Annotated in this window: 24 protein-coding genes and 1 pseudogene; 9 read left to right on the top strand and 16 right to left on the bottom strand. The window is 74.3% G+C overall.

What is annotated here, in order from left to right; genetic code table 11:
- Positions 1-324, bottom strand: a 324-nt coding sequence (locus ACQZ2A_RS20520) for an iron-sulfur cluster assembly protein (protein ID WP_430214676.1), incomplete at its 3' end; no start/stop codon positions are given.
- Positions 324-1,367, bottom strand: coding sequence for an amidohydrolase family protein (locus tag ACQZ2A_RS20515; RefSeq protein WP_430214674.1), 1,044 nt, complete (start codon positions 1,365-1,367; stop codon positions 324-326). The genes ACQZ2A_RS20520 and ACQZ2A_RS20515, both read right to left, overlap by 1 nt.
- 158 nt (positions 1,368-1,525) lie before the next feature.
- Here ACQZ2A_RS20515 and ACQZ2A_RS20510 point away from each other — a divergent pair, with 158 nt between their 5' ends.
- Together ACQZ2A_RS20510 and ACQZ2A_RS20505 are read left to right on the top strand one after the other, a co-directional pair.
- The gene (locus ACQZ2A_RS20510; RefSeq protein ID WP_430214672.1) at positions 1,526-3,025 is read left to right on the top strand and encodes a helix-turn-helix domain-containing protein; all 1,500 of its coding nucleotides are present in this window, start codon (positions 1,526-1,528) and stop codon (positions 3,023-3,025) included.
- A 34-nt stretch (positions 3,026-3,059) separates the two neighbouring features.
- On the top strand, positions 3,060-3,599 hold the full coding sequence (locus ACQZ2A_RS20505) for a YbaK/EbsC family protein (RefSeq protein ID WP_430214670.1): 540 nt from the start codon (positions 3,060-3,062) through the stop codon (positions 3,597-3,599).
- Positions 3,600-3,608: 9 nt separating this feature from the next.
- Here ACQZ2A_RS20505 and metF read toward each other — a convergent pair whose 3' ends face one another.
- Positions 3,609-4,514, bottom strand: coding sequence for a methylenetetrahydrofolate reductase [NAD(P)H] (metF, locus tag ACQZ2A_RS20500; RefSeq protein ID WP_430214669.1), 906 nt, complete (start codon positions 4,512-4,514; stop codon positions 3,609-3,611).
- 91 nt (positions 4,515-4,605) lie between these two features.
- On the opposite strand from metF, the gene ACQZ2A_RS20495 reads away from it, so the two are divergent.
- Entirely contained in the window at positions 4,606-5,691 is a 1,086-nt protein-coding gene (locus ACQZ2A_RS20495) for a polyprenyl synthetase family protein (RefSeq protein WP_430214668.1), read from the top strand.
- A 39-nt stretch (positions 5,692-5,730) separates the two neighbouring features.
- Here the strand turns inward: ACQZ2A_RS20495 and ACQZ2A_RS20490 are convergent, their stop codons facing one another.
- Entirely contained in the window at positions 5,731-6,114 is a 384-nt protein-coding gene (locus ACQZ2A_RS20490) for an Rv2175c family DNA-binding protein (protein WP_430214666.1), read from the bottom strand.
- A 171-nt stretch (positions 6,115-6,285) separates the two neighbouring features.
- Here ACQZ2A_RS20490 and ACQZ2A_RS20485 point away from each other — a divergent pair, with 171 nt between their 5' ends.
- Genes ACQZ2A_RS20485 through ACQZ2A_RS20475 form a run of 3 tightly spaced genes read left to right on the top strand, consistent with a single transcriptional unit; the run spans position 6,286 to position 10,302 of the window.
- On the top strand, positions 6,286-7,395 hold the full coding sequence (locus tag ACQZ2A_RS20485; protein WP_430214664.1) for a lytic transglycosylase: 1,110 nt from the start codon (positions 6,286-6,288) through the stop codon (positions 7,393-7,395).
- A 50-nt stretch (positions 7,396-7,445) separates the two neighbouring features.
- On the top strand, positions 7,446-9,368 hold the full coding sequence (pknB, locus tag ACQZ2A_RS20480; protein WP_430214662.1) for a Stk1 family PASTA domain-containing Ser/Thr kinase: 1,923 nt from the start codon (positions 7,446-7,448) through the stop codon (positions 9,366-9,368).
- A 4-nt stretch (positions 9,369-9,372) separates the two neighbouring features.
- Positions 9,373-10,302 carry a DMT family transporter gene (locus ACQZ2A_RS20475; protein WP_430214661.1) on the top strand — a complete coding sequence of 310 codons (930 nt, stop codon included), beginning with the start codon at positions 9,373-9,375 and terminating at the stop codon, positions 10,300-10,302.
- A gap of 94 nt (positions 10,303-10,396) precedes the next feature.
- Here ACQZ2A_RS20475 and ACQZ2A_RS20470 read toward each other — a convergent pair whose 3' ends face one another.
- Genes ACQZ2A_RS20470 through ACQZ2A_RS20450 form a run of 5 tightly spaced genes read right to left on the bottom strand, consistent with a single transcriptional unit; the run spans position 10,397 to position 15,593 of the window.
- On the bottom strand, positions 10,397-11,443 hold the full coding sequence (locus ACQZ2A_RS20470) for a threonine aldolase family protein (RefSeq protein ID WP_430214659.1): 1,047 nt from the start codon (positions 11,441-11,443) through the stop codon (positions 10,397-10,399).
- An 8-nt stretch (positions 11,444-11,451) separates the two neighbouring features.
- The gene (locus tag ACQZ2A_RS20465) at positions 11,452-12,804 is read right to left on the bottom strand and encodes a class II 3-deoxy-7-phosphoheptulonate synthase (protein WP_430214658.1); all 1,353 of its coding nucleotides are present in this window, start codon (positions 12,802-12,804) and stop codon (positions 11,452-11,454) included.
- A 55-nt stretch (positions 12,805-12,859) separates the two neighbouring features.
- Positions 12,860-13,579: a response regulator gene (locus ACQZ2A_RS20460; protein ID WP_430214657.1), complete on the bottom strand. Its 720-nt coding sequence runs from the start codon at positions 13,577-13,579 to the stop codon at positions 12,860-12,862.
- The gene (gene macS, locus ACQZ2A_RS20455) at positions 13,576-14,754 is read right to left on the bottom strand and encodes a MacS family sensor histidine kinase (RefSeq protein WP_430214656.1); all 1,179 of its coding nucleotides are present in this window, start codon (positions 14,752-14,754) and stop codon (positions 13,576-13,578) included. Before macS ends, ACQZ2A_RS20460 begins: the two co-directional genes overlap by 4 nt.
- An 8-nt stretch (positions 14,755-14,762) precedes the next feature.
- The gene (locus ACQZ2A_RS20450) at positions 14,763-15,593 is read right to left on the bottom strand and encodes a lysophospholipid acyltransferase family protein (RefSeq protein WP_430214655.1); all 831 of its coding nucleotides are present in this window, start codon (positions 15,591-15,593) and stop codon (positions 14,763-14,765) included.
- 145 nt (positions 15,594-15,738) lie between these two features.
- On the opposite strand from ACQZ2A_RS20450, the gene ACQZ2A_RS20445 reads away from it, so the two are divergent.
- Positions 15,739-16,284 (top strand): hypothetical protein, encoded by a 546-nt coding sequence (locus ACQZ2A_RS20445; RefSeq protein WP_430214653.1) that lies wholly within the window; start codon positions 15,739-15,741, stop codon positions 16,282-16,284.
- Between the two features lie 48 nt (positions 16,285-16,332).
- On the opposite strand, the gene ACQZ2A_RS20440 is transcribed toward ACQZ2A_RS20445, so the two are convergent.
- From ACQZ2A_RS20440 to ACQZ2A_RS20425, 4 genes are read right to left on the bottom strand one after another with little or no spacing between them, the layout of a single operon-like run.
- Entirely contained in the window at positions 16,333-17,016 is a 684-nt protein-coding gene (locus ACQZ2A_RS20440) for an endonuclease/exonuclease/phosphatase family protein (RefSeq protein WP_430214651.1), read from the bottom strand.
- Between the two features lie 8 nt (positions 17,017-17,024).
- Positions 17,025-18,053 (bottom strand): ROK family glucokinase, encoded by a 1,029-nt coding sequence (locus ACQZ2A_RS20435; RefSeq protein WP_430214650.1) that lies wholly within the window; start codon positions 18,051-18,053, stop codon positions 17,025-17,027.
- Positions 18,046-18,423, bottom strand: a complete 378-nt coding sequence (locus tag ACQZ2A_RS20430) for a hypothetical protein (protein ID WP_430214648.1) — start codon at positions 18,421-18,423, stop codon at positions 18,046-18,048. The genes ACQZ2A_RS20435 and ACQZ2A_RS20430 overlap by 8 nt, the downstream gene beginning before the upstream one ends.
- Positions 18,424-18,431: 8 nt before the next feature.
- On the bottom strand, positions 18,432-18,875 hold the full coding sequence (locus ACQZ2A_RS20425; RefSeq protein WP_430214647.1) for an SRPBCC family protein: 444 nt from the start codon (positions 18,873-18,875) through the stop codon (positions 18,432-18,434).
- A gap of 74 nt (positions 18,876-18,949) precedes the next feature.
- On the opposite strand from ACQZ2A_RS20425, the gene ACQZ2A_RS20420 reads away from it, so the two are divergent.
- On the top strand, positions 18,950-20,740 hold the full coding sequence (locus ACQZ2A_RS20420; protein ID WP_430214645.1) for an AMP-dependent synthetase/ligase: 1,791 nt from the start codon (positions 18,950-18,952) through the stop codon (positions 20,738-20,740).
- Positions 20,733-22,109 (top strand): hypothetical protein, encoded by a 1,377-nt coding sequence (locus ACQZ2A_RS20415; protein WP_430214644.1) that lies wholly within the window; start codon positions 20,733-20,735, stop codon positions 22,107-22,109. The genes ACQZ2A_RS20420 and ACQZ2A_RS20415 overlap by 8 nt, the downstream gene beginning before the upstream one ends.
- On the opposite strand, the gene ACQZ2A_RS20410 is transcribed toward ACQZ2A_RS20415, so the two are convergent.
- From ACQZ2A_RS20410 to ACQZ2A_RS20400, 3 genes and pseudogenes are all read right to left on the bottom strand, one after another.
- Positions 22,066-23,352 (bottom strand): hypothetical protein, encoded by a 1,287-nt coding sequence (locus tag ACQZ2A_RS20410; RefSeq protein ID WP_430214643.1) that lies wholly within the window; start codon positions 23,350-23,352, stop codon positions 22,066-22,068. The genes ACQZ2A_RS20415 and ACQZ2A_RS20410 overlap by 44 nt on opposite strands.
- 44 nt (positions 23,353-23,396) lie before the next feature.
- The gene (locus ACQZ2A_RS20405; RefSeq protein WP_430214642.1) at positions 23,397-23,654 is read right to left on the bottom strand and encodes a hypothetical protein; all 258 of its coding nucleotides are present in this window, start codon (positions 23,652-23,654) and stop codon (positions 23,397-23,399) included.
- A 77-nt stretch (positions 23,655-23,731) separates the two neighbouring features.
- A pseudogene (locus tag ACQZ2A_RS20400) lies at positions 23,732-24,980 on the bottom strand (hypothetical protein); the annotation flags it as partial.

Here is a 24,980-nt window from a genome sequence, read left to right as displayed (position 1 = left end):
CGGGACCCGGGACCGCTCACGCGCCCCCGGGTCGGGGGGGGGGGGGGGGGCGGGGGGGGGGCCCCCCCCCCCCCCCCCCACCACACCCACGCCCTCGAGGGCCCCGACGGCGTCCTTGGCGTCGGAGGCCATGAGGTAGGCGAAGTTCGGCGAGCAGAACGACGTCGGCAGCCGCAGGTGGATGCGGACGTCGGGCCCGTCGAGGGCGAGCGAGCGGACGAAGCCGAGGTCGGTGATCGGCTCGTCGAGCTCGGGGTCCAGGACCGTGCCGAGGGCCGCGCGCACGTCGGCGTCGGTGGGTGCGCGGGTCGCGAGCGCGGTCATCACACGCTCGCGAGGTCGGCGGCCGCGGGGTCGCGCGGGCCGGTGGCGGGGGCGTCGGCCTCGGGTAGGCGCAGCTCGGCCGGCACGTCGATGCCGTACATCGTCGCGGCGTTGAGGCCGAGGATCTTCTTCTTCTGGTCCGTCGTGATGGGCGCGTACTCGGTCATGTCCTCGGGGATCTGGAAGTCGACGAACTTCTCGATCAGCCACTTCGGCGTCCAGATCGCGTAGTCGCTGGAGAAGAACAGCCGGTCCTCGCCCACCCAGTAGAGGAGCTCGCCCATGATCTGCGCGAAGTACCGGGGACGGGTGTGGATGAACGGCATCGCGACGGCGAGCCCGCCGTAGACGTTCGGCTCCTGGGTCGCGATCCAGCAGTAGTCCTCGAGCCGCGGCAGGCCGACGTGCTCGACGACGAAGTTGAGGTCGGTGAAGTCGGTGGCCACGTGGTCGATGTCGGCGACGTCGAAGGCGTCGCGGTCGAGCGGGCGGATGGTGGGGCCCTTGTGCACGTGGATGTTCTTGATGCCCAGCTCGCGGCAGAGCTCGAAGTACCGGTACGCCCACGGGTCGTTGAGCTTCCAGCCGCGGGACTCCCCGTGCCACTCGGCGGTGTAGAGCTTGACCCCCGTGAACCCCATCTTCTCGTGGTCGGCACGCAGCTGGTCCATGCCCTGCTCGCCGTTGCGGGGGTCGAAGTTGTGGTTGTACGTCAGCTTCCCCGGGTTGGCCGCGGCGAGCTCGTAGGCCTCCTCGGTCTGCCCGAAACCGTTGCGGTAGAACTCAGTCAGCGCGGCCGGCTGGAAGATCGCGTGGTCGACGTAGCCGTCCTCGAAGAGGTCCTTCATGAGGCGCTCGCCGCCCTGGTACAGGTACTCGTCGTAGGTCCACACCTCGCTCTCGGGCGAGAGGTTGCGGTGGTAGTCGTAGAAGCAGTCGATGAACTGCTTGCCGTGGATGTTCCGCAGGTTCTCCTGGCGGGCGTCCCAGAGCGCGATGTGCGCGTCGACGATGAAGTAGCTGTCGCCGTCCTTGGTGTACATGGGCTTCCTCCCTCGGGCGGACGTCGTTGTCCGGTCCTTCGACCGTAGGCAGCCCCGCGGAGCGTGGGCAGCCCCCTGCTGTCTCACTTTGAGACACGGGCCGCTCGACCGCCGCGACCTGCGGGGTTACCGTCGAGAGGGACGCGAAGGAGGCTGCGATGGGGCAGGACCACGACGCCCGCCTTCCGGTGCGTGCGCGCGCCGAGCACCCCGCCCAGGGCGGCACGGTCTCGCACCGCCTCCTCGCCTCGTGGCGGCGCAGCGAGGAGTACGGCGTCTCGCTCGAGTCGGTCGACCCGGTGTGGGCCGGCTCGGTCCTGCCGGACTCGCTCTTCGTCGAGTGCGGGCACGAGGTGCTGACCCGCCTGCACGAGACCCTGTCCGACGAGCCGCTCAGCCTGATGCTCACCGACGCCGACGGGCTGGTGCTCAACCGCTTCTCCGGCGACACCTCGCTGCTGCGGGCCCTCGACCGCGTCCACCTCGCCCCGGGGTTCGCGTTCTCCGAGCGCGAGGCCGGCACGAACGGCCTAGGGATGGCCCTCGCCGACCGCACGCCCTCGCTCGTCCGGGCCGAGGAGCACTACAGCGCGAGCCTCTGCACCTACACCTGCGCGGCCGTCCCCGTGCTCGACCCGCTCTCCGGGGCGCTCGAGGGCAGCGTGAACATCACCACCTGGTCGCGCTCGTCGGCCGGGCTGCTCCTCGCGCTCGCCGAGTCCGCGGCGAGCACCACCTCGGCGCTGATGCTCGCGCGCTCGAAGGGGCACGCCCCGCGACGGGCGGCGCGCGGTGGGGTCTTCCGGGTCCAGCGGGCCCGCCTCGAACCGGCCGCCGGCACCCTGCGCGCGATGTCCTCGTCGTGGACCACCGCGCTCGGCGAGGCCACCGCCGCGCTCGCGGCCGGGCGGGTCGTCGCCGTGGTCGGCGAGCCCGGCGCGGGCCGCGCCACCCTCCTCGCCCAGGCCCTGCGCCGGGCCCACCCGCGCTACCGGGTGCTCAGCGCCGCCGCTCCCCCGCCCGAGGACGTCGAGGCCTGGCTGGGCCTGTGGACCCCCGAGCTCGCCAAGCCCGAGACCGCCGTCGTCGTCGAGGGGGTCGACGCCCTCCCCGCGTGGGCGGCCGAGGAGCTGGCCTCCCGCGCGCGGGCCGCCGTGCGGTCGGTGTCCGGCCGCGGCGGCGGGGCGCTGCTCGCGTGGGGCGTCACCGCCGAGCGGCTCGACGCCGTGCCTGCCCCGCTCGCCCCGCTCGTCGAGACGGTCGTGGCCGTCGCGCCGCTGCGGGAGCGCCCCGACGACGTCATGCCCCTGGCCCGGCACGCCGCGCACCAGACCCGGCTGCGCGAGGTGTCGTTCACCCCGGCGGCCGAGGCGGCGCTGCGCAGCCACGGCTGGCCCGGCAACATCGACGAGCTGGTGCGCATGGTCCACGAGGCCGCCGGCCGCACCGACACCATCGACGTGCGCCACCTCCCCGCATCGGTCGTCCACCCCGGCGGGCGGCGGCTCTCGCGCCTGGAGTCCCTCGAGCGGGACGAGATCCTCCGCGCCCTCGACGAGCCCGGCGCGACGGTGTCGGGGGCCGCCGTCGAGCTGGGGATGAGCCGCGCGACGTTGTACCGCAAGCTGCGCGCGTACGGGGTGGTCCGTCCGGGCTAGGCCACGCGGGGGCACCGACCACTACGCTTCGGCCATGTCGCCCGAGCCCGTCGGCGTCGCCCCGGAGGACACTCCCCCGCAGCGCGACCTCACCGCGCACCCCCGCGTGTCCGCCGTGCTCGAGACCCTCGCGCTGCACCACATCCGCCCCGACCTGCGCCAGCTGCCGGATGCCGTGCGCACCGCCCGGGCCGCGGCCGACGCGCTCGGGGTCACGCCCGCTGAGATCGCCAACAGCCTGGTCTTCGTGTCGGTCGCCCCCGACGGACGGAGCGCACCGCTGCTCGTCCTCGCCTCCGGCGGCCACCGCGTCGACACCGCCAAGGTCGCCGGGCTGCTCGGCCTGAGCAGTGTCGAGCAGGCCGACCCCGACTTCGTGCGCGAGCACACCGGGATGGCCATCGGCGGCGTCGCCCCGATCGGGCACCCGACCCGCATCCGCACCGTGGTCGACGCCAGCCTGGGCCGCTACGACACCGTGTGGGCGGCCGCCGGTCACAGCCACACGGTGTTCGCGACGACCTACGAGGAGCTGCTGCGCATCACCTTCGGCCAGTCGATGGACGTCGCCTGACGGCTCCGCTCAGAGGCCGAGGGCCTCGTGGACCTCGAGCGTGGCCGTCGAGCGGTTCATCGTGATGAAGTGCAGCCCCGGCGCGCCCTCGTCGAGCATCCGGCGGCCGATCTCGGTGGCGATCTCCACCCCGACCGCGCGCACGGCGGCCGGGTCGTCCTTGACCGCCTCGAGGCGCTGGACGACCGCGGGCGGCAGCGGGGTCCCCATGAGCTGGGACATCCGCTGGATCTGCTTGACGTTGGTCACCGGCATGAGCCCCGGCGTGACGGGCAGGTCCCGGCGGGCCGCCACCCGGTCGCGCAGGCGCAGGTAGGTGTCGGCGTCGAAGACCATCTGGGTGATGGCGAAGGAGGCGCCGGCATCGGCCTTGCGGACGAGCACCTCGACGTCGTGGTCGAGGTCGGGGCTGTCCGGGTGGACGTCCGGGAAGGCCGCGACGCCGAGGGTGAAGTCGCCGAGCCCGGAGACGAGCCGGACGAGGTCCTCGGCGTGGTCGAGGCCGTCGGGGTGGGCGGTCCAGTTGCCGCGGACGTCGCCGGGCGGGTCGCCGCGCAGGGCGAGGACGTTGCGCACACCGGAGGCGGCGTAGTGGCCGACGACCTGGCGCAGGTCGCGCACCGACTGCCCGACGCAGGTGAGGTGCGCCAACGGCGTCAGCGAGGTCTCGTCGGCGATCCGGGCGGTGACCCGCACGGTGCGGTCCTGGCTCGTCCCGCCGGCGCCGTAGGTGACCGACACGAACGCCGGCCGGACCCGCTCGAGGCGCCGGATGGCGTCCCACAGCACCGTCTCGGCGGCGTCGTCCTTCGGGGGGAAGAACTCGAAGCTGACCGACGGGCGCTCCTCGCGCAGCCGGGCGGGGATGGACGCCACGAGGTGCTCGGGACGGCCGCCCCCTCCGTAGTGACCCATGGCGGCGAGGGTACGCGAGGCCCGACACCGTAGGCTCGGGGCGCCAGCATCCGACCGACCCGTCCGACCCGATCCGCCGTCAGGAGCCCCCGTGACCAGCGTGCTCGACACCGCCGACCTGCGGCGCCGGGTGCAGACCGTCCTCGACGCCGAGCTCGCCGGCCAGGCCCGCGTGCTCGCCGAGCTCGGCCCCGACGTCGAGGACCTGCTCCACGCGGTCGCCGACCTCCTGCGCGGTGGCAAGCGGCTGCGGGCGGCCTTCCTCTACTGGGGCGCACGGGCCGCCGGTGCCCCCGACTCCGACGCCCTCGTCCGGCTGGCCGCCGCGATGGAGCTGTTCCAGGCCGCGGCGCTCATCCACGACGACGTCATGGACGACTCCGACACCCGGCGCGGGATGCCCGCCGCGCACCGCGCCCTCGCGAGCCGGCACGCCGACCGCGGCTGGACCGGCGACGACGAGCGCTTCGGCCTGGCCGGCGCGGTGCTCGCCGGCAACCTCTGCCTCACCTGGACCGACGAGCTGTACGCCACCTGCGGGCTCCCCGACGCCGACCTCACCCGCGGCCGCGGCGTCTTCGACCGGATGCGCACCCAGCTGATGGCCGGCCAGTTCCTCGACGTCGTCGAGTCGATGCGCCCCTGGGACGGCCTCGCCGACGACGAGCGGGTCGAGCGCGCCGGGCGGGTCATCCGCTACAAGAGCGCCAAGTACACGGTCGAGCACCCGCTGCTCATCGGCGCGAGCGTCGGCGGGCTGGATGCCGCGGGCCTCGACGCCCTCTCCCGCTACGGCCTCGACGTCGGCCGGGCCTTCCAGCTGCGCGACGACCTGCTCGGCGTCTTCGGCGACCCCGAGCAGACCGGCAAGCCCGCCGGCGACGACCTGCGCGAGGGCAAGCGCACCGTGCTCCTCGCGCACGCGCTCGCCGGGGTCGACGCCGGGGGCCGGGAGCGGGTCGAGCACCTCGTGGGGCGGCCGGACCTCGAGGGGTCCGACGTCGACGAGCTGCGCGGCCTCATCTCGGGGTCCGGCGCGGTCGCGGTGGTCGAGGACGAGATCGGCCGGCTGGCCGCCTCGGCCCGGGCGGCGCTGGCCGAGGCCCCCGGTCTGGAGCCGGAGGCGCGCGGGGTGCTGCACGACCTGGTCGCCACGGCGACGGCCCGCAGCGCCTGACGCACCGGCACCCGCCGCCACGGCGAGCACGTCAGGGCGTCAGAACGCCTCCTCCATGGCCCGCTTGCGGACCTCGGTCTTGAAGCCGGCGCGGATGGCGTCCAGGGGGCTGCCGGGCACCGGGAGGGTGTCGTCGGGGGTGTGCAGCCAGCGCACGATCTCCTCGTCGTCCATCCCGCCGTCCGCGAGCACGGTGAAAGTGCCGCGCAGGGCCGGGAGGGGGCCGTCGTCGTCGACGAACCCCGCGGGGACGGCGAGCACGCGCCGCTCCCCGATGCGCACCGCGAGCAGCTCGCGGTCCTCGAGGAGGGTGCGGACGTCGGAGAGGCGCCGGCCGAGGCGCTCGGCGAGGTCGGGCACGGTCAGCCACTCGGGGACGAGGGACTCCAGGTCCCGGGCCGGGTCGGGGGTCGGGTCGCTCACGGCGCCAGCGTGCCACACGCCCGGGTGCGGACGACGCCGACGGGGAGGGCGCCGGTCGGCTCACTATCACCCACGACACCTGCGTACCACGCGCCACTCCGGTACCGTGTGCCCCAGAAGTCACATCCCTCACCGCAGAACCCATCCGACATCCCCGCCGAAGGACCCCTCATGGTCGTCGCCGCACCGCCGCCCGCCACCCCCGTCCTGGAGCCCGTCGTCGCCCTCGTCGCGCCGACCCGCACCGCGCCCCACGGCTGGACCACCCACCACGTGCGGTCCGGCGAGACCCTCGACGGCATCGCCGCGCGCTACCGGACGACGGTCGACGCGCTCGCCGCCCGCAACCACCTGAGCAACCCGGGCCTCATCCACCCGGGCGACCAGATCAGCGTGCCCCGCACCGCGGCCCAGGCCGCTCCGGCCGCCAAGGCCCGCCCCGCGAGCGCGGTCCACCGCGTGCGCGCCGGCGAGACCATGAGCAGCATCGCCGCCCGGTACCGCGTCCCGCTGGCCGGTCTGCTCAAGGCCAACCACAAGTCGTCGACCAGCCTGATCTACCCCGGCGACCGGGTCGTCGTCCGTGGCGCCGCCGCGGTGGCCTCGTCCTCGAGCAAGGCCGCGCGCCCGGCCGCCACGAAGGCCCGGACGCACACGGTCCGCTCCGGGGACACCCTCTCCGGCCTCGCGGCCCGCTACGGCACCTCGGTGTCGGCGATCGCCCGGGCCAGCGGCATCTCCAGCGGCGCGCTGCTCCGCGTCGGGCAGCGCCTGCGCATCCCGGTGGCCGCCGCGCACGCCGTCTCCGACACCTTCGGTGGCGTGAAGTACCCGAGCTCGGTCGTCGCCGCCGCCCGCCGCAACCACGACATCCTCGCCAGGCGGTCGGTGCCCAGCCGCAGCGAGACCCGGGCGATCATCGTGCAGACCGCCCGCCGGCACGGGGTCGACCCGAAGCTCGCGCTGGCCATCGGCTCCATGGAGTCGGGGTGGAACCAGCGGATGGTCTCCCCCGCCAACGCCGTCGGCGTCATGCAGGTCATCCCCTCCGGCGGGCAGTGGGCCTCCTCGCTCGTCGGCCGCCGCCTCGACCTGCTCGACTCGCGCGACAACATCACCGCCGGGGTCGTGATGCTCCGGGCGCTCGGACGCGCGGCGAGCTCCACCGACCAGGCGATCGCCGGGTACTACCAGGGCCTGGCGTCGGTGCAGCGGCACGGGATGTACTCGGACACGAAGGGCTACGTGCGCTCGATCAAGCGGCTCCGCGCCGCCATGTGACGCGCCGGGCGGAGAGCGGGGGCAGGGTCGTGACTACGTACACTCCTACGGTGTCATCCACCGGCGACGCCCTCATCGGGCGCACCCTCGACGGCCGCTACCGCGTCCTGTCGCGCCTCGCCGACGGCGGGATGGCCACGGTCTACCTCGCCCTCGACGAGCGGCTCGAGCGCGAGGTCGCGCTCAAGGTGATGCGCCCGCACCTCGTCCACGACGAGACCTTCGTCAGCCGGTTCCGACGCGAGGCCCGCTCGGCCGCGTCCCTGTCGCACCCCAACGTCGTCGCCGTCTTCGACCAGGGCCAGGACGACGGTTCGGTCTTCCTCGCGATGGAGTACGTGCCGGGGATGACCCTGCGCGACGTGCTGCGCGAGGAGGGCATCCTCTCGCCGCGCGCCGCCCTCGACGTCCTCGACGCCGTGCTCCAGGCCCTCGCCGAGGCCCACACCAAGGGCCTGATCCACCGCGACGTCAAGCCCGAGAACGTCATCATCAACGACAACGGGACCGTCAAGGTCGCCGACTTCGGGCTGGCCCGCGCCGTCTCCAGCCAGACGATGACCAGCTCCTCCGGCGTGCTGCTCGGCACGGTGGCCTACCTGTCGCCCGAGCAGGTCGAGCGCGGCGTCGCCGACGCCCGCTCCGACGTCTACGCCGCCGGGCTGATGCTCTTCGAGATGCTCACCGGCACCAAGGCCTTCACCGGCGAGACTCCCATCCACGTGGCCTACCAGCACGTGCACGGCGGCGTGCCGATGCCCTCGGACCGCGTGCCCGAGCTGCCCCCGGCCCTCGACGACCTCGTGGCGGCCGCCACCGCTCGCGACCCCGACGAGCGTCCCACCGACGCCGCCGACTTCCTCGGCCTCGTGCGGCGCACCCGTGCCTCGCTCTCCCCCACGGTGCTCGACGCCCGCCCGGACGGGCCGGCCGCGGCCGCGGCGGCATCGCTCCCCACGTCGACGGCCGCCCTGCCGGTGCGTGACCGCAGCGCCGTGACGCCGGTGCGCCCTGGCAGGGACGACCACGCGCGCACCACGGCCATCGCCGTCGACCGACCCCCGCTGGAGGGCGTCGTCGTCGCGGGCGGCGGACGCCGCGGCCGCAACTGGTGGCCCTACGCGTTCGCCTCCATGCTCCTCGCCGCCGCCACCGCGTGGTTCTTCTTCCTCGGTCCCGGGGCGACGGCCACCGTGCCGTCGGTCCTCGAGCGCACGCAGGCCCAGGCGATGTCCGCGGTGCGCTCGGCGAACCTCGACCCCACCGTGGCCGAGGCGTTCTCCGAGGACGTCACGAAGGGGGTCGTGATGACCGTCGACCCGGGCGTCGGCGCCACCGTGCGCCGGGGGTCCGAGGTCGTGCTCACCGTGTCGAAGGGCCCGGAGCGCTACGCGGTGCCGACCCTGGCGGGCTCCAGCCTCGCCGAGGCGCGACGCCAGCTCACCGGCACCAACCTCGCGCTCGGCAAGGTCACGGAGGCGTTCTCGGAGAAGGTGCCCGAGGGCCAGGTCGTCTCCTCCTCCCCCAAGGCCGGCGCGAGCCTCAAGCGCGACGCCGCGGTCGCCCTCGTCGTCTCCAAGGGCCGCCAGCCGATCACGGTGCCGGACTTCACGGGCAAGAGCGCCAAGACCGCCCAGCAGGAGCTCGCCGACCTCGGGCTGACCGTCGACGCCGCGAAGCAGGAGAACAGCGACACCGTGCCCAAGGGCTCGGTCGTCAGCCAGTCCCCGCGCGACGGGACCCTGTTCAAGGGCGACACCGTCACCCTCGTCGTCTCCAAGGGCCCGGTGCTCGTCGACGTGCCGAACGTCATCGGCAAGCAGGTCGAGGAGGCGCGCAGCCTCCTCGAGGCCGCCGGGTTCAAGGTCAAGGTCGAGCGCGCGCTCGGCGGCATCTTCGGCACGGTGCGCTTCCAGTCCCCGGAGAACGGCAAGGCACCCAAGGGGAGCACCGTCACCGTGACGATCGTCTGAGCGGGTGGGCACCACCCCGCGCCTCGCCCGCGTGGCGACCCTGCTGCTGCTCCTCGTCACCGCGGTCTGGGGCTCGACGTTCTTCCTCATCCGCGACCTCGTCGAGACCGTCCCCCCGGCCGACTTCCTCGCGGTCCGCTTCGCGATCGCGGCGGTCGTGATGTTCGCCCTCTTCCGCCGCCAGACCCTGGCGCTCTCCCGCCGCGACCTGCGGACGGGCGTCGTCCTCGGCGTGCTCTACGGCGTGGCCCAGCTCCTCCAGACCGTGGGGCTGCAGCACACCGACGCCTCGGTGTCGGGGTTCGTCACGGGGACCTACGTCGTCCTCACCCCGCTGCTCGGCGCGGTGCTGCTGCGCGAGCGCATCGACGCCGTGACGTGGGGCGCGGTGCTGCTCACCACGATCGGGCTGGCCGTCCTCTCCCTGAGAGGGTTCGCCCTGGGGTACGGCGAGGGGGTCACCCTCGCGTCGGCGGTGCTGTACGCGGGGCACATCGTCGCCCTGGGCCGCTGGTCGCGGCCCTCGGCAGCGGTCGGGCTGGCGACGGTGCAGGCGGCCGTCATCGCCCTCGTGTGCCTCGTGGGTGCCGTGCCGGGAGGCGTCACGCTGCCGGCCGATGGCGGCCAGTGGTTCTCGATGCTCTACATGGCGCTGGTCGCCGGCGCCGCGGCGCTCTGGGCGCAGACCTGGGCCCAGGCGCACCTCACGGCCACGCGGGCCGCCATCGTCATGGCGATGGAGCCGGTCTTCGCGGCCTTCTTCGCCGTGCTGCTCGGTGGCGAGTCGGCCACCGGGCGGCTGCTGGTCGGTGGGGCGCTCGTGCTCTCCTCGATGTACCTCGTCGAGCTGCGCGGTGTGCTGGCGCGGCGCCGGCGGGCCGGAGCGACCGCCGCCGAGGACCCGCCCGTCGAGGCCCTGCACCACGACGTCTGAGGCGCGACCCAGCGCCGCTCCTGCGCGGAACGTGGGTGACAACCGTCGGTATGCCGAAGGATTTCACCCACGTTCGGGAGAAGGGGTGTGGGGCTCAGGCGGCGGAGAGGACCTCACGGGCGGCGGCGACGGCGGCGTCGGTGCCGGCGTCGTCGACGTCGAGGTGCCACACGAGGCGCACGGCGCGCGGTCCGACGGAGTAGGTGCGCACCCCGTGCTCGAGCAGCGCGTCGACGAACTGCGCGGCGGTCAGCCCGGCGACGCCGACGTCGAGGACGACGATGTTGGTCTCGACCGTGCCGGGGTCGACGGTGCCGGGCGCGACCTCGGCGCAGGCCTCGGCGAAGCGCCGGGCCCGTGCGTGGTCGTCGGCCAGCCGCTCGACGTGGTGCTCGAGCGCGTGTAGGCCGGCCGCCGCGAGGATGCCCACCTGGCGCATCCCGCCGCCGTACCGCTTGCGCCAGATGCGCGCCTCGGCCATCGCGTCGGAGGACCCGGCGAGCACCGACCCCACGGGCGCCCCGAGGCCCTTGGACAGGCACACCGACACGGTGTCGAACTGCGAGCCGTACTCGGCCAGCGACACCCCTGACGCGACGTGCGCGTTCCACAGCCGGGCGCCGTCGAGATGCATGGCCACACGCAGAGCCTCTGTGGCGGAACGCACCTCGCGGATCGCCTCGATGGGCTGCACGGTACCGCCGCCGAAGTTGTGGGTGTTCTCGACGACGACCAGCGCGGTCTCGACCTGGTACGGCCCGACCCCGGTCGTGACGAGCGACATCGGCCCCGCGGGGTCGAGCAGCCCGCGCACCGACGGCCAGGTGCGCGACGTGATGCCCGAGAACGCCGCTGCCGCACCGAGCTCGGCGCGCACGACGTGCGCCTGCTGGTCGGCGACCATCTCCTTGCCCGGCGCGACGTGCAGCCGCAGCCCGAGCTGGTTGGCCATCGACCCGGTCGGCGCGAAGAGGGCGTCCTCGTGTCCGAGCAGCCCCGCGACGCGCTGCTCGAGCGCCCGCACCGTGGGGTCCTCGCCGAAGACGTCGTCACCGACGTCGGCGCGGGCCATCGCCTCGCGCATGGCCGAGGTGGGACGGGTCAGGGTGTCGGACAACAGGTCCGCGAGGTAGGCAGTCATCGGCGCGGTCAGTCCTGGGCCAGCATCTCGGCGACGAGGAAGGCCAGCTCGAGGCTCTGCTGGTGGTTGAGCCGCGGGTCGCAGACCGACTCGTACCGGGTGCCGAGGTCGGCGTCGAGGATCTTCTCGGACCCGCCGACGCACTCGGTGACGTCGTTGCCGGTGAGCTCGACGTGGATGCCGCCCGGGTGGGTCCCCAGCGCCTGGTGCACCTCGAAGAAGCCCCGGACCTCGCCCACGACATCGTCGAAGTCACGGGTCTTGAACCCCGAGGCCGACGAGTAGGTGTTGCCGTGCATCGGGTCGCAGACCCACGAGACGAGCGCGCCGGAGGCGGTGACCTTCTCGACGATGGCCGGCAGCGCGTCGCGCACGCGGCCCGCCCCCATCCGGGTGATGAAGGTCAGCCGCCCGGGCTCGCGGTCGGGGTCGACGACGTCGATCATCCGCAGCAGGTCGTCGACGTCGGCGTTCGCGGACACCTTGACGCCCACCGGGTTCCGCACGCGCGACACGAAGTCGATGTGCGCGCCGTCGAGGTCGCGGGTGCGCTCGCCGACCCAGATGAAGTGGCCAGAGGTGTCGTAGAGGTGCCCGGTGCGCGAGTCGACGCGGGTCATCGGCCGCTCGTAGTCCAGGAGCAGCGCCTCGTGCGCGGAGAAGAACTCGGTCGTGCGCATGGCGTCGAAGTCGGCGCCGCACGCGGCCATGAAGCGCATCGCCTTGTCGATGTCGCGCGCCAGCCGCTCGTAGCGCGAGTTGGCGGCGTTGGCGACGAAGCCCTTGTTCCAGTCGTGGACGTGGCGCAGGTCGGCGAAGCCACCGGTCGTGAAGGCCCGCACGAGGTTCAGCGTGGCGCTGCTCGCGTGGTACCCGCGCACCAGCCGGTGCGGGTCTGGGTGGCGCGCCTCGGGGGTGAACTCGTAGTCGTTGACCATGTCGCCGCGGTAGGCCGGGAGGGTGACGCCCTCGCGGGTCTCCTCGTCGCTGGAGCGCGGCTTGGCGTACTGCCCGGCCATCCGCCCGACCTTGACGACCGGCATCGAGGCGCCGTAGGTGAGGACGGCGGCCATCTGGAGGATGGTCTTGACCCGGTCGCGGATGTTGTCGGCCGTCGCGGACACGAACGTCTCGGCGCAGTCGCCGCCCTGGAGCACGAAGGCCTCACCGCGCGAGACGGCGGCCATCCGGTCCTTGAGCACGTCGCACTCGCCGGCGAACACGAGCGGCGGATAGGAGGCGAGCGTCCGGGTGGCCTCGTCGAGGGCGGCGCGGTCGGGCCAGACCGGCTGCTGGGCAGCCGGGAGGTCGGCACCGGCGGCGAGCCGCTGGAGGGGGTCCGGGGAGGTGGTCGTGCTCACGAGCGTCAATGGTAGGTGGGCGTCCGGCATCCGGGACAGCGGGCCCGCATCGCGGTCACGACGCCGGCTCGGTGTCCTCGTCCTCGAGGCCGTGGGCCAGCGCGAAGCGTACGAGCTCGACGCGGTTGTGCAGGTGCAGCTTGCCGAGCGTGTTCTGCACGTGGTTCTGCACGGTGCGGTGCGAGAGGAAGAGCTGGGCCGCGATCTCCTTGCTCGACATCCCGGTGGCCACGAGCCGCAGCACCTCGGTCTCGCGGGCGGTCAGCTGCGGGATCGGCCGCTCGCGGTCGGTGGTCTCGGCCGGTTCCACGGCCCCGGCCTCGCTGCCCAGCCGGCGGAACTCCCCGAGCACCAGCCCGGCCAGCCCCGGCGTGAACACCGCCTCGCCGCGTCCCGTGGCCAGGACCGCCTCGAGGATCTCGCTCGGGGACGCCGACTTCACGAGGTAGCCGGTGGCGCCGGCCTTGATGGCGGCGAGGACGTCCTGCTGCTCACCGCTCGCCGACAGGATGAGCACGCGCGTCGGGAGGTCGCCGAGGGCGCGGCAGACCTCGTCGCCCCGCAGGCCGGGGAGGTTGAGGTCGAGGACGAGCACGTCGGGGCGCGCGGCACGGGTGCGGCGGACCGCCGACGGGCCGTCGGCGGCGGTGCCGACGACCTCGACGCCGCGGGCCACGAGGTCGCGCTCGAGCGCCGAGAGCCAGAGCGGGTGGTCGTCGGCGACGAGCACGCGCGGTGCGGCGGCGGGTGTCGCGTCGGCGTCGACGTCGGTCATGGCTGGTTCCCCCTCGTGCGCGGGACGATGATGCGCACCGTGCATCCTGCCCCGGGGCGGGTGGTCCACGTGGCGGAACCGCCGAGGTCCTCGACCCGGCCGCGGATCGAGGAGCTGACGCCCATCCGCCCGCGCGACGCGGCGGCCTGCACCGCGAGCGGGTCGGCACCGACGCCGTCGTCGCGCACGGTCAGCTCGACACCGCTCGGGTCGCCCTCGAGGAGGACCCAGGCCCGCGCCCCCTCCCCCGCGTGCCGGTCGACGTTGTCGAGGACCGCGGTGAGGGCGGCGTCGAGCTCGCGGGAGACCTGCGGGTCGACGAGCAGCGGGTCGCCCGGGACGGCGACGCTGACCCCGGGCCGCTCGTGCGCCGTCACCGCGAGGCGCAGGTCGACCTCGGCGCCCTCGACGCCGTGCAGGTCCATCGACCCCGCGGGCGCGCCCGCGCCGGAGACGAACCGCCGCAGCGCGCGCTCCTGGTCGGCGGCGAGCGTGGCCAGCTCGCCGGCGTCACCCCCGAGCTCGACGCCGCGCCGGTGGATGAAGGCCAGGGACTGGAGCACGCCGTCGTGGACGACCCGGGCGATGCGCTCGCGCTCGCGCAGCCGCTCTCGCTCGAGGAGCACCTGCTCCTCGCGCTCGAGGCCGGAGCGTGCGAGGTCGACGGCCAGCCCGATGAGCCCACCGAGCAGGACGATGATGACGATGTTGTGCACGGTGCCCTGCGTGGGGCGCCCGGCGATCTCGACGAGGTCGGCGACCGCCACGATGGCCGCCGCGAACAGCCCGCCGCGGGCGCCGGCCACGACCGCCGCGCCGGCGACCGACCCCGCTGCCCACACCGTCGGCAGCGTGAACTGGCCGGCCTGCACGGCATCCATGCCGTCGGCGAGCGGCGTCGCGAGGATGGCCGCGACGGCGATGACCACCTCGACGGCGAGGACCGCCCGGCCGCGACGGTGGTAGGCCAGCAAGCCGAGCGACCAGGCGGCCATGACGACCAGCACGACGACGGCGACCCAGGGCCGGACCATCTCGTCGCGGCGGTCCCACGCGAGGAGGGCGGCATAGGCGGTGGCCAGCGGGCGGAAGACGTCGAGCCCGCGGTGGAAGGCCTCGACGACGACCGGCTCGCGCCGTCCGGTGCGCGGTGAGCGCGGCCCGAGCACCCCCACGTCGCCCCTCAGCTCGCGCGCCGCTCCGGGCCGGCGTCACGCCCGTCCGCGGCCGGCTCGCCCTCGACCGGGCCCTCGCCGTCGAGGGCCTCCTCGAGCTCGCGGGCGGCCCGGCCCGGCGCGGCGGCCTCGGCGGCCTCCTTGGCCTTGTTCTTCTTGTCGCGCGCGATGCGGTCCTTCATCGCGGTGGCGTACATGTCGACGTACTCCTGGCCGGAGAGCTCCATCAGCGCGTACATGATCTCGTCGGTGACCGAGCGCAGGACGAAGCGGTCGCCCTCCATGCCTTCGTAGCGCGAGAAGTCGAGGGGCTCGCCGACCCGGACGCCGACGCGGACCAGCTTGGGGATCTTGGTGCCGGTCGGCTGCGCCTTGTCGGTGTTGATCATCGCCACCGGGATGACCGGCACGCCGGCCTCCAGGGCCATCCGGGCCACGCCGGTGCGGCCCTTGTAGAGCCGGCCGTCGGGGCTGCGGGTGCCCTCGGGGTAGAGGCCGAGCAGCTCGCCGCGGCGCAGCACGCGCAGCCCGCTGGTGAGGGCGGCCTCGCTGGCCCGCCCGCCGGAGCGGTCGATGGGCAGCTGGCCGACGCCCTTGAAGAAGGCCGCGGTGAGCCGGCCCTTGAGGCCGACGCCGGTGAAGTAGTCGGCCTTGGCGAGGAAGGTCATCCGCCGGGGCACGAGCAGCGGCAGGAAGATCGAGTCGGAGAAGCTGAGGTGGTTGCTCGCGAAGATCGCGGCGCCGTCCTCGGGGATGTTCTCCTCGCCCTCGACCCACGGGCGGAAGAGGAGGCGGAGGACCGGCCCGAGGACGACCGTCTTCAGCACCCAGTAGAACAACGGACCACCCTTCCTCGCGTCTGCCGGGAAGCCTAATGCACCCTCGCGGCGTTGCCCCCGTGCCGCAGGATCGTCCCACGACCCGGCGGCCCCCCAGCGGCCCGTGCGAAGATCGTCCCGGCCCACCCAGCGCGAGGAGAGATGCGTGAGCGACCGCCCCGGTGAGATGGACGAGCGCGACGTCGACGCGCGCTTCGCCTCCATCGTCGCGGCCTGGGACGGGCCCTCCTCCCCGGGCGACGACGTGGCCGGCACCGCCGGGCCGACCGAGGACCTCGACAGCCCGGCCGAGCCCGCCGACGACGCCGAGCCCGCCCCCGCGCGTCCGCCGTGGGTCAACCCCTCGCCCCTCGACATCGTCGTCCCCGCCTCGTCGTGGCGCGCCGCCGAGACCTCGGCCGAGGAGGGCTCCGACGTCTCCGGCGCCGACCCGGTCGCGGACGAGGAGGAGGACGAGCACTTCGAGCCGCCGGCCGTCGAGCTGCCGCCGCAGGAGGACCTGCACTTCTGGGGCGCGGTCCTCGGGCTCGTCGCCGGCCCGCTCTGCCTCATCTACGTGGCGATGGCCCGGCCCTTCCACAGCACCCGGTGGTTCCTCGCCGGTCTGGTCCTCTCCCTCGGCGGCTTCGCGCTGCTCGTGCTGCGCCAGCCGCGCCACCGCGACGAGGACGACGACGGCGTCCGGCTCTAGCGGGGTCGGCGGGAACCCGGGCGCCACGCGTCCGAACGTCCCTGCCGCTCAGCCGATCTCGAGGTCCACCCAGGCCGGGCGATGGTCGCTCGCCGCGGCCCACACGGCATCGGGCAGCAGGACCTCGCGCTGCGGCAGGATCCGCAGCCCGGGTGACGCGAACAGCACGTCGAGGCGCCGTCGCGGCGAGCGCGCCGGGAAGGTCGGGTGTGCGGGCCCGGCCACACCGAGCCGCCCCGGCACGTCGACGAGCCGGAAGGCCGGGCCGTCGTCCTCCTCGTTGAGGTCCCCCGCCACGAGCAGCGGCTCGATGCCGTCGAGGGCCTCGAGCACCGCCCGGACGTGGCGCACCCGTTCCTCCGGCCGCAGGCTGAGGTGCAGCGAGACCGCCGTCAGCTCGTGACCACCGGCGAGCCGGACCCGGGCCCGTGCCCAGCCCCGCGTGCGGTCCGGCCAGCGCACCGGCAGCCGTCGGTGGTCCGCCTCGACCAGCTCGACCCGCTCCGACGTCAGCACGGTGGTCCCCCCGCTGCCGGTCTGCCGCCCGCTCCACCGCATCTCGCAGCGTGCGGCGAAGCGCCGCAGGCGCCACGGCGCGAACAGCCGGCGCGGCACCTCCTGGAGGCACAGGACGTCGGGGTCGATGGCCCGCACCACGCGGGCTGCCAGCGCGTGGTCGTCGAGGAAGTCGCGGGTGTTGTACGTCGCGACGCGGAACCGCTCGCCGGGCACGGTGCCCCTCAGCCGGCGGGGGTGGACCCGCCGCGCTCGGCGCGGTCACCGGCCTCGGCCCAGGCGAGGTCGGCCGCGCCGACCCGGGCGAGGTCGGCGGCCCCGACGAGCCCGGCCTCGTTGCCCAGCTGGGCCTGGACGATGGTGGCCTCGGGGCGGTACCCGCGTCCGGTCAGCTGGCGCCGGAAGGCCGCGCGGGCCGGCTCGAGGAGGAGGTCGCCCGCCGCGCTGACCCCGCCGCCGATGACGAAGGTGCCGGGGTCGAGCGCGGCGGCCAGGTCGGCGATGCCGACGCCGAGCCAGCGCCCGATCTCGCCGAGCAGCTCGCGGGCCAGCGGGTCGCCGTCGCGGGCGGCCTCGGTGACGAGCGGGCCGGTGAGCTCGCCGGGGTCGCCGCCGACGCGCTCGAAGAGGTCGGAGACGACGGGACTGCCGGCCGACATCAGCGAGCGTGCCTCGCGGACGAGGGCGTTGCCGGAGGCGTACTGCTCCCAGCATCCGCGGTTGCCGCACTCGCAGCGGATGCCGTCGGGGACGACCTGCATGTGCCCGAACTCCCCCGCGATGCCGAACCGCCCGCGCAGGACCCGCCCGTCGAGGACGATGCCGCCCCCGATGCCGGTGCCGAGGTTGACCATCACGAGGTGGCTCTCGCCCCGCCCGGCCCCGAAGCGGTGCTCGGCCCACGCGGCGGCGTTGGCGTCGTTGTCGACGAAGATCGGCAGGTCGAGCCGCTCGCCGAGGGCGGCGCGCAGCGGCTCGTTGCGCCACGACAGGTGCGGGGCGAAGACGACCGTGGCGCGGTCGGCGGCCACGAAGCCCGCGGCGCCGATGCCGACCCCGACGATCTCGTCGCCGTGCCCGAGCAGCTCCTCGACGGCCGAGACGATGGTGTCCTCGACGACGCGGGGGCTCGTGGAGCGGTGCGGGGTGTCGCGCCGGGTCCGGCGCAGCACGGCGCCGCCGGCGTCGACGACCCCGGCGGCGACCTTGGTGCCCCCGATGTCGACGCCGACCGCCAGCGGTCCGTCAGTCATCGCGGGCCTCCTCGTGCGGGTCGCGGGGCCGGTCCTGGCGGGCACGGGACGCGGCGAGGTCGCCGAGCACGGTGGCGGCGAAGCCGGCGAGCTCGGCGAGGCCGGAGAGGGTCTCGGGGCTCAGCTGCCGTACGAACGCCGAGGCCCGGCACACGGGGCACCACTGGCAGACGGGGTCGTCGCACGAGAACCCGGCCGCGGGCGGCCCATCGGTGCGGGGCGCGGTGTGGTCCGCACGGTCCGCGTCGTCCGGGGCTCCGGTCGGCGCCGCTCCTCCGTCGTCCTGGCCGGCGCGACGCAGGCTCTCGAGGAGGCGTCCGGCCTCCTCGGCCACGCTCCCCACCTGGTCGTGCCACCCCGGTGCGCTCATCGTGGCGCTCAGCCCTCGACGCGCTTCTTCAGCTCGGAGAGCGCGGCGTCGATGATGAGCTTCTCGGCCTTGCGCTTGAGCATCCCGATCATCGGGATCGTGAGGTCGACCTCGAGGTCGTAGCCGACGCGCGTGCCGGCGCCGACCTCCTCGAGGGTGTAGCTGCCGGTGAGGCCCTTGAGCAGCGAGGCGCGCACGAGGTGCCAGGAGATGGTGCCGGTGCCGTCCTCGGCGACGTCCCAGTCGTACTCGAGGACGTACTGGTCCTTGATCGCCCCGGCGTCGAGGGTGAACTCGACCTGGTCGGCCCAGCCGTCGCCGTCCTCGGTGAGGACCGTGCAGTCCTTCACCTGCTCCGCCCACTCGGGGTAGGACTCGAACGCCGCGATGACGTCGAGGACCTCGCCGGGTGCGGCGGCGATGTCGATGGTGGATCGGGTGCGGTCGGCCATGGCACCGCAGGCTACCCGCACGCCGGGGCCTAGAGTTGAGGGGTCCGCCCACCCGCGCACGAAGGAGTCCGACGGTGCACGAGACGTCCACACCGCTCGTCCTGCCCACGACGAGCGAAGGCACCCTCGGTGACCTCCCGGCCCGGATCGCCGCGCGGGAGCCCGGGCGGGTGACGTTCTCCGTGCGGGCCGGCGCGGGCTGGACCGCCGTCACGGCCGCCACCTTCGCCGCCGAGGTCGACGCACTGGCCAAGGGCTTCGTCGCCGCGGGCATCGGCGTCGGCGACGTCGTCGGCATCATGAGCCGCACCCGCTACGAGTGGACCCTCACCGACTTCGCCCTCTGGGCAGCCGGCGCGGTGCCGGTCCCGATCTACGAGACCTCCTCGGCCGACCAGGTCGAGTGGATCCTCTCCGACTCGCGCGCGGTCGGCATCGTCGTCGAGACCGAGCAGCACCTGGCGGCCGTCGAGAAGGGCCGCGAGCGGCTCTCCGGCCTGCGGCACACCTGGGTGCTCGACCACGGTGACGTCGACACCCTGAGCCGCGACGGCGCCGACGTCGACGACGCCGAGCTCGCGGGGCGCCTCGAGGGCCTGACCCGCGAGAGCCTCGCCACCGTCATCTACACCTCGGGCACCACCGGCCGCCCCAAGGGCGTCGAGCTGACCCACGGCAACTTCCTCACCCTCGCCGAGAACACCGCCGAGCAGATCGCCGCGGTGGTCAAGGGCGAGGGCGCCTCCACGCTGCTGTTCCTCCCGCTGGCGCACGTGTTCGCACGCTTCATCGAGGTCCTCGCCGTCACGGCGGGGGTCCGGATGGGTCACTCCTCCGACCTCAAGACGCTCATGGACGACTTCGCGAGCTTCCGCCCCACCTTCATCCTCGCCGTGCCGCGCGTCTTCGAGAAGGTCTACAACTCCGCGGAGGCCAAGGCCGAGGCCGGCGGCAAGGGCAAGATCTTCGCCGGCGCGGCGGCCACCGCCATCGCGTGGTCCGAGGCCACGGACGCCGGGACCGTTCCGCTGGGGCTGCGCCTGCGGCACACCGTGTTCGACAAGCTCGTCTACGCGAAGCTGCGCGAGGCGATGGGCGGCCGCGTGCAGTACGCCGTCTCCGGCGGGGCACCCCTCGGCACCCGCCTCGGGCACTTCTTCCGCGGCATCGGGGTGAGCATCCTCGAGGGCTACGGCCTCACCGAGACCACCGCGCCGGCCACGGTGAACCTCCCGGACGCCATGCGCATCGGCACCGTCGGGCCGCCGCTGCCCGGGGTCGACGTGCGCATCGCCGACGACGGCGAGATCTGCCTGCGTGGGGTCAACGTCTTCCGCGCCTACCGCGGCAACGAGCAGGCCACCTCCGACGCCGTCCGCGACGGCTGGTTCCACACCGGCGACATCGGCGAGCTCGACGACAAGGGGTACCTGCGGATCACCGGCCGCAAGAAGGAGATCCTCGTGACCGCGGGTGGCAAGAACGTCGCCCCGGCCGTCCTCGAGGACCGGCTGCGCGCCCACCCCCTCATCAGCCAGTGCATCGTCGTCGGCGACGGCAAGCCGTTCATCGGCGCGCTCGTCACCCTCGACGAGGAGATGTACCCGGGCTGGGCCTCCAACCACGGCCTCGACGGCGTGCCGTTCGCGAAGGCCAAGGAGGACGAGCGCATCCTCGCCGAGGTCCAGAAGGCCGTCGACGACGCGAACACCGCTGTCTCCAAGGCCGAGTCGATCCGCAAGTTCGTCATCCTCGACACCGACTTCACCGAGGAGTCCGGCCACCTCACGCCGTCGCTCAAGCTCAAGCGCAACGTCGTGATGCGCGACTTCGGCGACGAGGTCGACGCGCTCTACGGTGGCTGACGCCCTCGCGCGGGAGGGCGGGGTCCGGCCCGCGCCGGCGGTCCTCCCGGCGGTGCTGCCCGCCGTCGTCCTCGGCCTCGCGTGGCTCGCGTGGTTCGGCGTGCTCCAGTGGAGCGTCGTGCGCTTCCGGGTGCCGATCCTGCTGACCCTCACCGCCTGCACCGCCCTCCTGGCGTGGTGGCTGGTCCGCCGCACCGACGTCGCGCTCCCCCGCTGGTTGGCGCCGGCCGTGCTGGGGGTCTCGGTGGTCCTCACCCTCACGGTGCCGCTCTTCTCGTACCTGCGCGGCGGATGGCTGACCGCGGCGCTCACCGTCCTCACCGTCGGCGGACTGGCTTGCGCCGCACTGCTGCTCATCGGGCGCTCGTGGGGCGCGCCCGCTGCCCTGGTCACCGCGGGCGTGACGCACACCGCCCTCGCGGCGGTCACGATCATCGGCGACAAGGCACCGCGCATCGACGTGTGGGTGGTGCTGCAGCAGGGTGCGGACGCCATCGGTCGGGGCGAGAACGTCTACACGCAGCAGTGGACCGACTCCCCCGGCGTCCAGGACTTCTTCCCCTACCTCCCGTGGATGGCGGTGCTCACCGCCCCGGGACGCTGGGTCGCCGGCGACGTCCGGTGGATGCTCCTCGTCTGGACCCTCGTGCTGCTCGCCGGGCTCTGGGCGCTCGCCGGGACCGATGCCGGGCGCACCGCCCGCACCGCGGCCGTCGCCGCGATCCTCGTCCTGGCTCCCGGCACCCTCACCCAGGTCGACCAGGCGTGGACCGAGCCGGTGCTCGCGGCCCTGCTCGTCTGGTGGGCGGCGCTGGTGCGCCGCGGGCACGCCTGGTGGGCGGTGGTCCCGCTGGCCCTGGCCTGCGCCAGCAAGCAGCACCTGGCCCTCCTCGCGCCGGTGCTCCTCGTCTGGCAGCCCTTCGGGTGGCGCCGCACGCTGGCCACGGGCGGCCTGACCGGCCTGCTCGTCCTGCCGTGGGTGCTCGCCGACGCCGGGGCGTTCTTCGGCGACACCGTGACGACGCTGCTGACCTTCCACCCGATCCGCTTCGCCAACACCTGGTTCCTCTACTTCCTCAACGAGCACGGGGTGACGCTGCCCTTCGCGGTGACCGGGGCCGCCATGGTCGCCGCCGTCGGTGCGGCGGTCCTCGTGGTGTGGCGGCGCCAGCCCCCTGTCGCCGAGGTGCTGCGCTGGCTGGCGCTGGTCCTCGCCGTGGCCAACCTCGTGAACAAGCAGGCGTTCTACAACCAGTTCTGGCTCACCGGGGCCCTCGTGGCGGCCTCGCTCGTGCTGCCGGCGTCCACGCGGCGCACCGAGGAGGTCAGCGAGCCAGCGCGTCCAGCCGCTGCCGCCACGCCCGGGTGAGACCGGCGCGGTCGGTGCCGAGCACGGCGGGCATCGTCGCGTCGCACGCGCGCTCGGCGGCCTCCTGCGGGCCGAGGACCGAGCAGCGGCGCACCAGCCGCCGGAGGGTGGCCTCCCCGTACCGGTCGGCCACGAGCTCGGCCGCCTGCCAGGCCGCGAGGTAGCCGACCTCGATGTCTCCCACCGCCGGGTCGAGGGATGCGGTGTCCGGCAACGCGGTCGGCGCGGTACCCGCCCGGACGGCCGCGGTCAGCGGGGCGAGGAGGGCGGCGTCCGGCACGTCGGCCCGGGCGTAGCCGACGTGGTCCGCGTACCCCTCGGAGAGCCAGGTCGGCGCCGAACCGGGCACGCTCGCGCGGACGGCCACGTGGGCCAGCTCGTGGGTGAGGACGACGTCGCGCCCGGCCGGCGTCAGCCGCTCGCGGGCCTGTGGGTCGAGCACGACCCGGTCACCGGTGGCCCGGCCGTCGGCGCCGAGCGGCCCGTCGGTGCTCGCCGCGACGCGGCCCACCCCGCCCGCGGTCCCGCCGCCGAGCGCGGCGGCCTCGGCGACGGTGGCGGGGACGAGCACGAGGACCCGCCGGGGCGTGTCGGACCAGTCCTTCGCCAGGCGCGGCAGGGCCCGCTCGACGGTGCGCGAGGCGGCCTCGAGCGCGGTGTCCGGGGCGGTCCCCACGACGACGGCGCGGGACGTGCGCACGACCCGCATCCCGGGCATCGCCAGCCAGGGTGGCGCCGCCTCCACCGCGGTCTCCTCCGCCACCCGCCACGTCCCACCCACGCGGACGACGGCGTACCGCACCCGGGCCGTACGGTCGGCCCGGTCGGTGCCCGCGATGCGGTAGCGGAGGGTGACCTCGACGTCCGAGGGGTCGTCGACGGGCGCGACGACGTCGTGGGTGAGCCGGGCGACCCGCAGCGCCCGGGCGGCGCTCGAGGACGCCAGCTGGGCGCGGCCGGCATCCGATGCCGGCTCGGCGACGGTGGCGGTGAAGGCCCGCGTGTCGCCGGCGACCAGGGCCGCCTCCCGGCGGGTCAGCAGGGCGTCGACCGCGGTCGCGACCTCGGAGGCGGAGGCCGGCGAGGAGGTGGACGGCGAAGGGGCGGTGGCGGTGGGCGTGGTGGACGAAGGGGTGGGGGCCGGCGTGGCGGAGCATCCGGCGAACAGCAGGACGGCCAGGGTCGGCCCGGCGCTCGCCCACGGCCGCCGAGGCGGGGACGGCGGGACGGGGCGGACGGGCACCGGCACATCGTAGGGAGCGCGCCTGCGTGCCCCCGGGCGACCGGTCAGCCGACGGCGCGCCCACCCCGGACGGCGTGCCCCGGCTCCAGCCGGGCGCGGGCCGTGCCGGCGGTCTCGGGGTCGACGAGGCCGGCCCGGACCAGCCGGGTGACGGCGGCCCGCTCCTCGGCGTCGAGGGCGGTGTCGGAGCGGCTGCCGGGCGCGGTGAGCGACAGGAGCACGGGCACCATGCAGTCGTCGCAGTGCAGCTCCCGCACGGGGCAGGTGCGGCAGTCGACGGTCATGACGTCGGGTCGGGTCATGCGGCTCACCCCTTTCCAGGTGTTGCCCACGACGCTAGAGGCGAGCACCGACAGCCCTCCCCGGACGCGGGGCACCGCTACCAGTTGAGCGAGTCCGAGACTCCTCCACAGGTCGCTGTGACCGTGCCTGTGCCGCCGTAGAAGTTGTCGCTCTCCTTCGTCGCGTTCCCGCCCATCGACATGCCGCTCCACCCGCTGACGGCGCGACCGTCGAGCTGGAAGGAACAGTTGACGCCACCGCCGAAGCCGGAGGTGCGCACCGCGATCCACCGGCAGCCCGCAGTCGTGCACGAACCGTTCCCGGTGGCGCAGGAGCGCTCGGAGCAGGTGCTGCCCTTGAGCACGGTGACGGTCTTGGGGTCGGGGATGGTCTGCCGGTCCGGGCCGGCCCAGTCGGACCACCCGGCGGCGGACTTCTGCCGGACCTCGAGCCCGTACGTCTGGCCGTCCTGACCGGTGAAGCTGACCTGGGTGCGGTTGCCGCCGTACGTGGCGTCGACGGCCCCGCGGACCTGGACGTCGGTGATGTCGCGACCGTTCTGGGGCAGGTTCCAGCTCCAGGTGATGGTGTTACCGCTGCGGGTGCTGTTCAGCCCGGTCGGGGTGAGCGTCGGACCGTACGGGGTCACCGCGTTCGACGTGGCCTCGACGGACTCCTGGTCGCCGGAGTTGACCGTGCGCGCCTTGATCGTGATCGAGCTGCCGCTGCCCGTCCCCGCGGTGTCGAACGGACCGACCGTGAACGTCTTCTGCGAACCCGCGGCGCACTGGCACGCGACCGTGCCGTTCAGCCCGCCGCCGCGCCATCGGATGGCGGTGAACGACCCGGCGCGCGGCTGGCCGACCGACACGGTCACCTCCACCCTCTTGTTGTCGGTGGGGGTGGCAGCAACCACGGTCGGGGTGGACGGCTGCCCGATCGACGTGAACGACGAGGAGTTCGACTGCGGTGACTCCAGGCCCGCGCCGTTGGTCAGGGTCGCCGTGTACTCGTAGGTGCGTCCGTCGTAGGGGATGACGACATCGGCGAACTGCACCGAGGGCGAGGTGTCGGTGACCTTGGTCCAGCCACCACCACCGACCCGCTGGTAGAGCGAGTACTTCGTCGTGGGCGGGCCGTTGGGCGAGCCCTGCTGCCAGGTGACGTTCAGCGTCGCGCTGTCCTGCGCCGGACCCGGACCGCTGGCCCTGATGCCCGGGGCCGGCAGCGCCGCCGGGGTGCCGGCGGACTGCATCGTCACCGCCGGACCGAACGGACCGGCGCCCAGCTCGTTCCACGCCTGCACCTGCACCGACTGCTCGGCCATGTTGTCGAGGCCGGCGACC

This window comes from Phycicoccus avicenniae (assembly GCF_050496545.1).
Classification (GTDB): domain Bacteria; phylum Actinomycetota; class Actinomycetes; order Actinomycetales; family Dermatophilaceae; genus Phycicoccus; species Phycicoccus avicenniae_A.
The sequence above is the reverse complement of the archived record's forward strand: the minus strand, read 5'-3'. Positions and strand labels throughout refer to the sequence as shown.

Coding starts and splice junctions, on each gene's coding strand:
- ACQZ2A_RS20515 (WP_430214674.1), bottom strand. CDS start 1,367: ATGTACACCAAGGACGGCGACAGCTACTTCATCGTCGACGCGCACATC.
- ACQZ2A_RS20510 (WP_430214672.1), top strand. CDS start 1,526: ATGGGGCAGGACCACGACGCCCGCCTTCCGGTGCGTGCGCGCGCCGAG.
- ACQZ2A_RS20505 (WP_430214670.1), top strand. CDS start 3,060: ATGTCGCCCGAGCCCGTCGGCGTCGCCCCGGAGGACACTCCCCCGCAG.
- metF (WP_430214669.1), bottom strand. CDS start 4,514: ATGGGTCACTACGGAGGGGGCGGCCGTCCCGAGCACCTCGTGGCGTCC.
- ACQZ2A_RS20485 (WP_430214664.1), top strand. CDS start 6,286: ATGGTCGTCGCCGCACCGCCGCCCGCCACCCCCGTCCTGGAGCCCGTC.
- ACQZ2A_RS20470 (WP_430214659.1), bottom strand. CDS start 11,443: ATGACTGCCTACCTCGCGGACCTGTTGTCCGACACCCTGACCCGTCCC.
- ACQZ2A_RS20460 (WP_430214657.1), bottom strand. CDS start 13,579: ATGACCGACGTCGACGCCGACGCGACACCCGCCGCCGCACCGCGCGTG.
- ACQZ2A_RS20435 (WP_430214650.1), bottom strand. CDS start 18,053: ATGACTGACGGACCGCTGGCGGTCGGCGTCGACATCGGGGGCACCAAG.
- ACQZ2A_RS20430 (WP_430214648.1), bottom strand. CDS start 18,423: ATGAGCGCACCGGGGTGGCACGACCAGGTGGGGAGCGTGGCCGAGGAG.
- ACQZ2A_RS20425 (WP_430214647.1), bottom strand. CDS start 18,875: ATGGCCGACCGCACCCGATCCACCATCGACATCGCCGCCGCACCCGGC.
- ACQZ2A_RS20405 (WP_430214642.1), bottom strand. CDS start 23,654: ATGACCCGACCCGACGTCATGACCGTCGACTGCCGCACCTGCCCCGTG.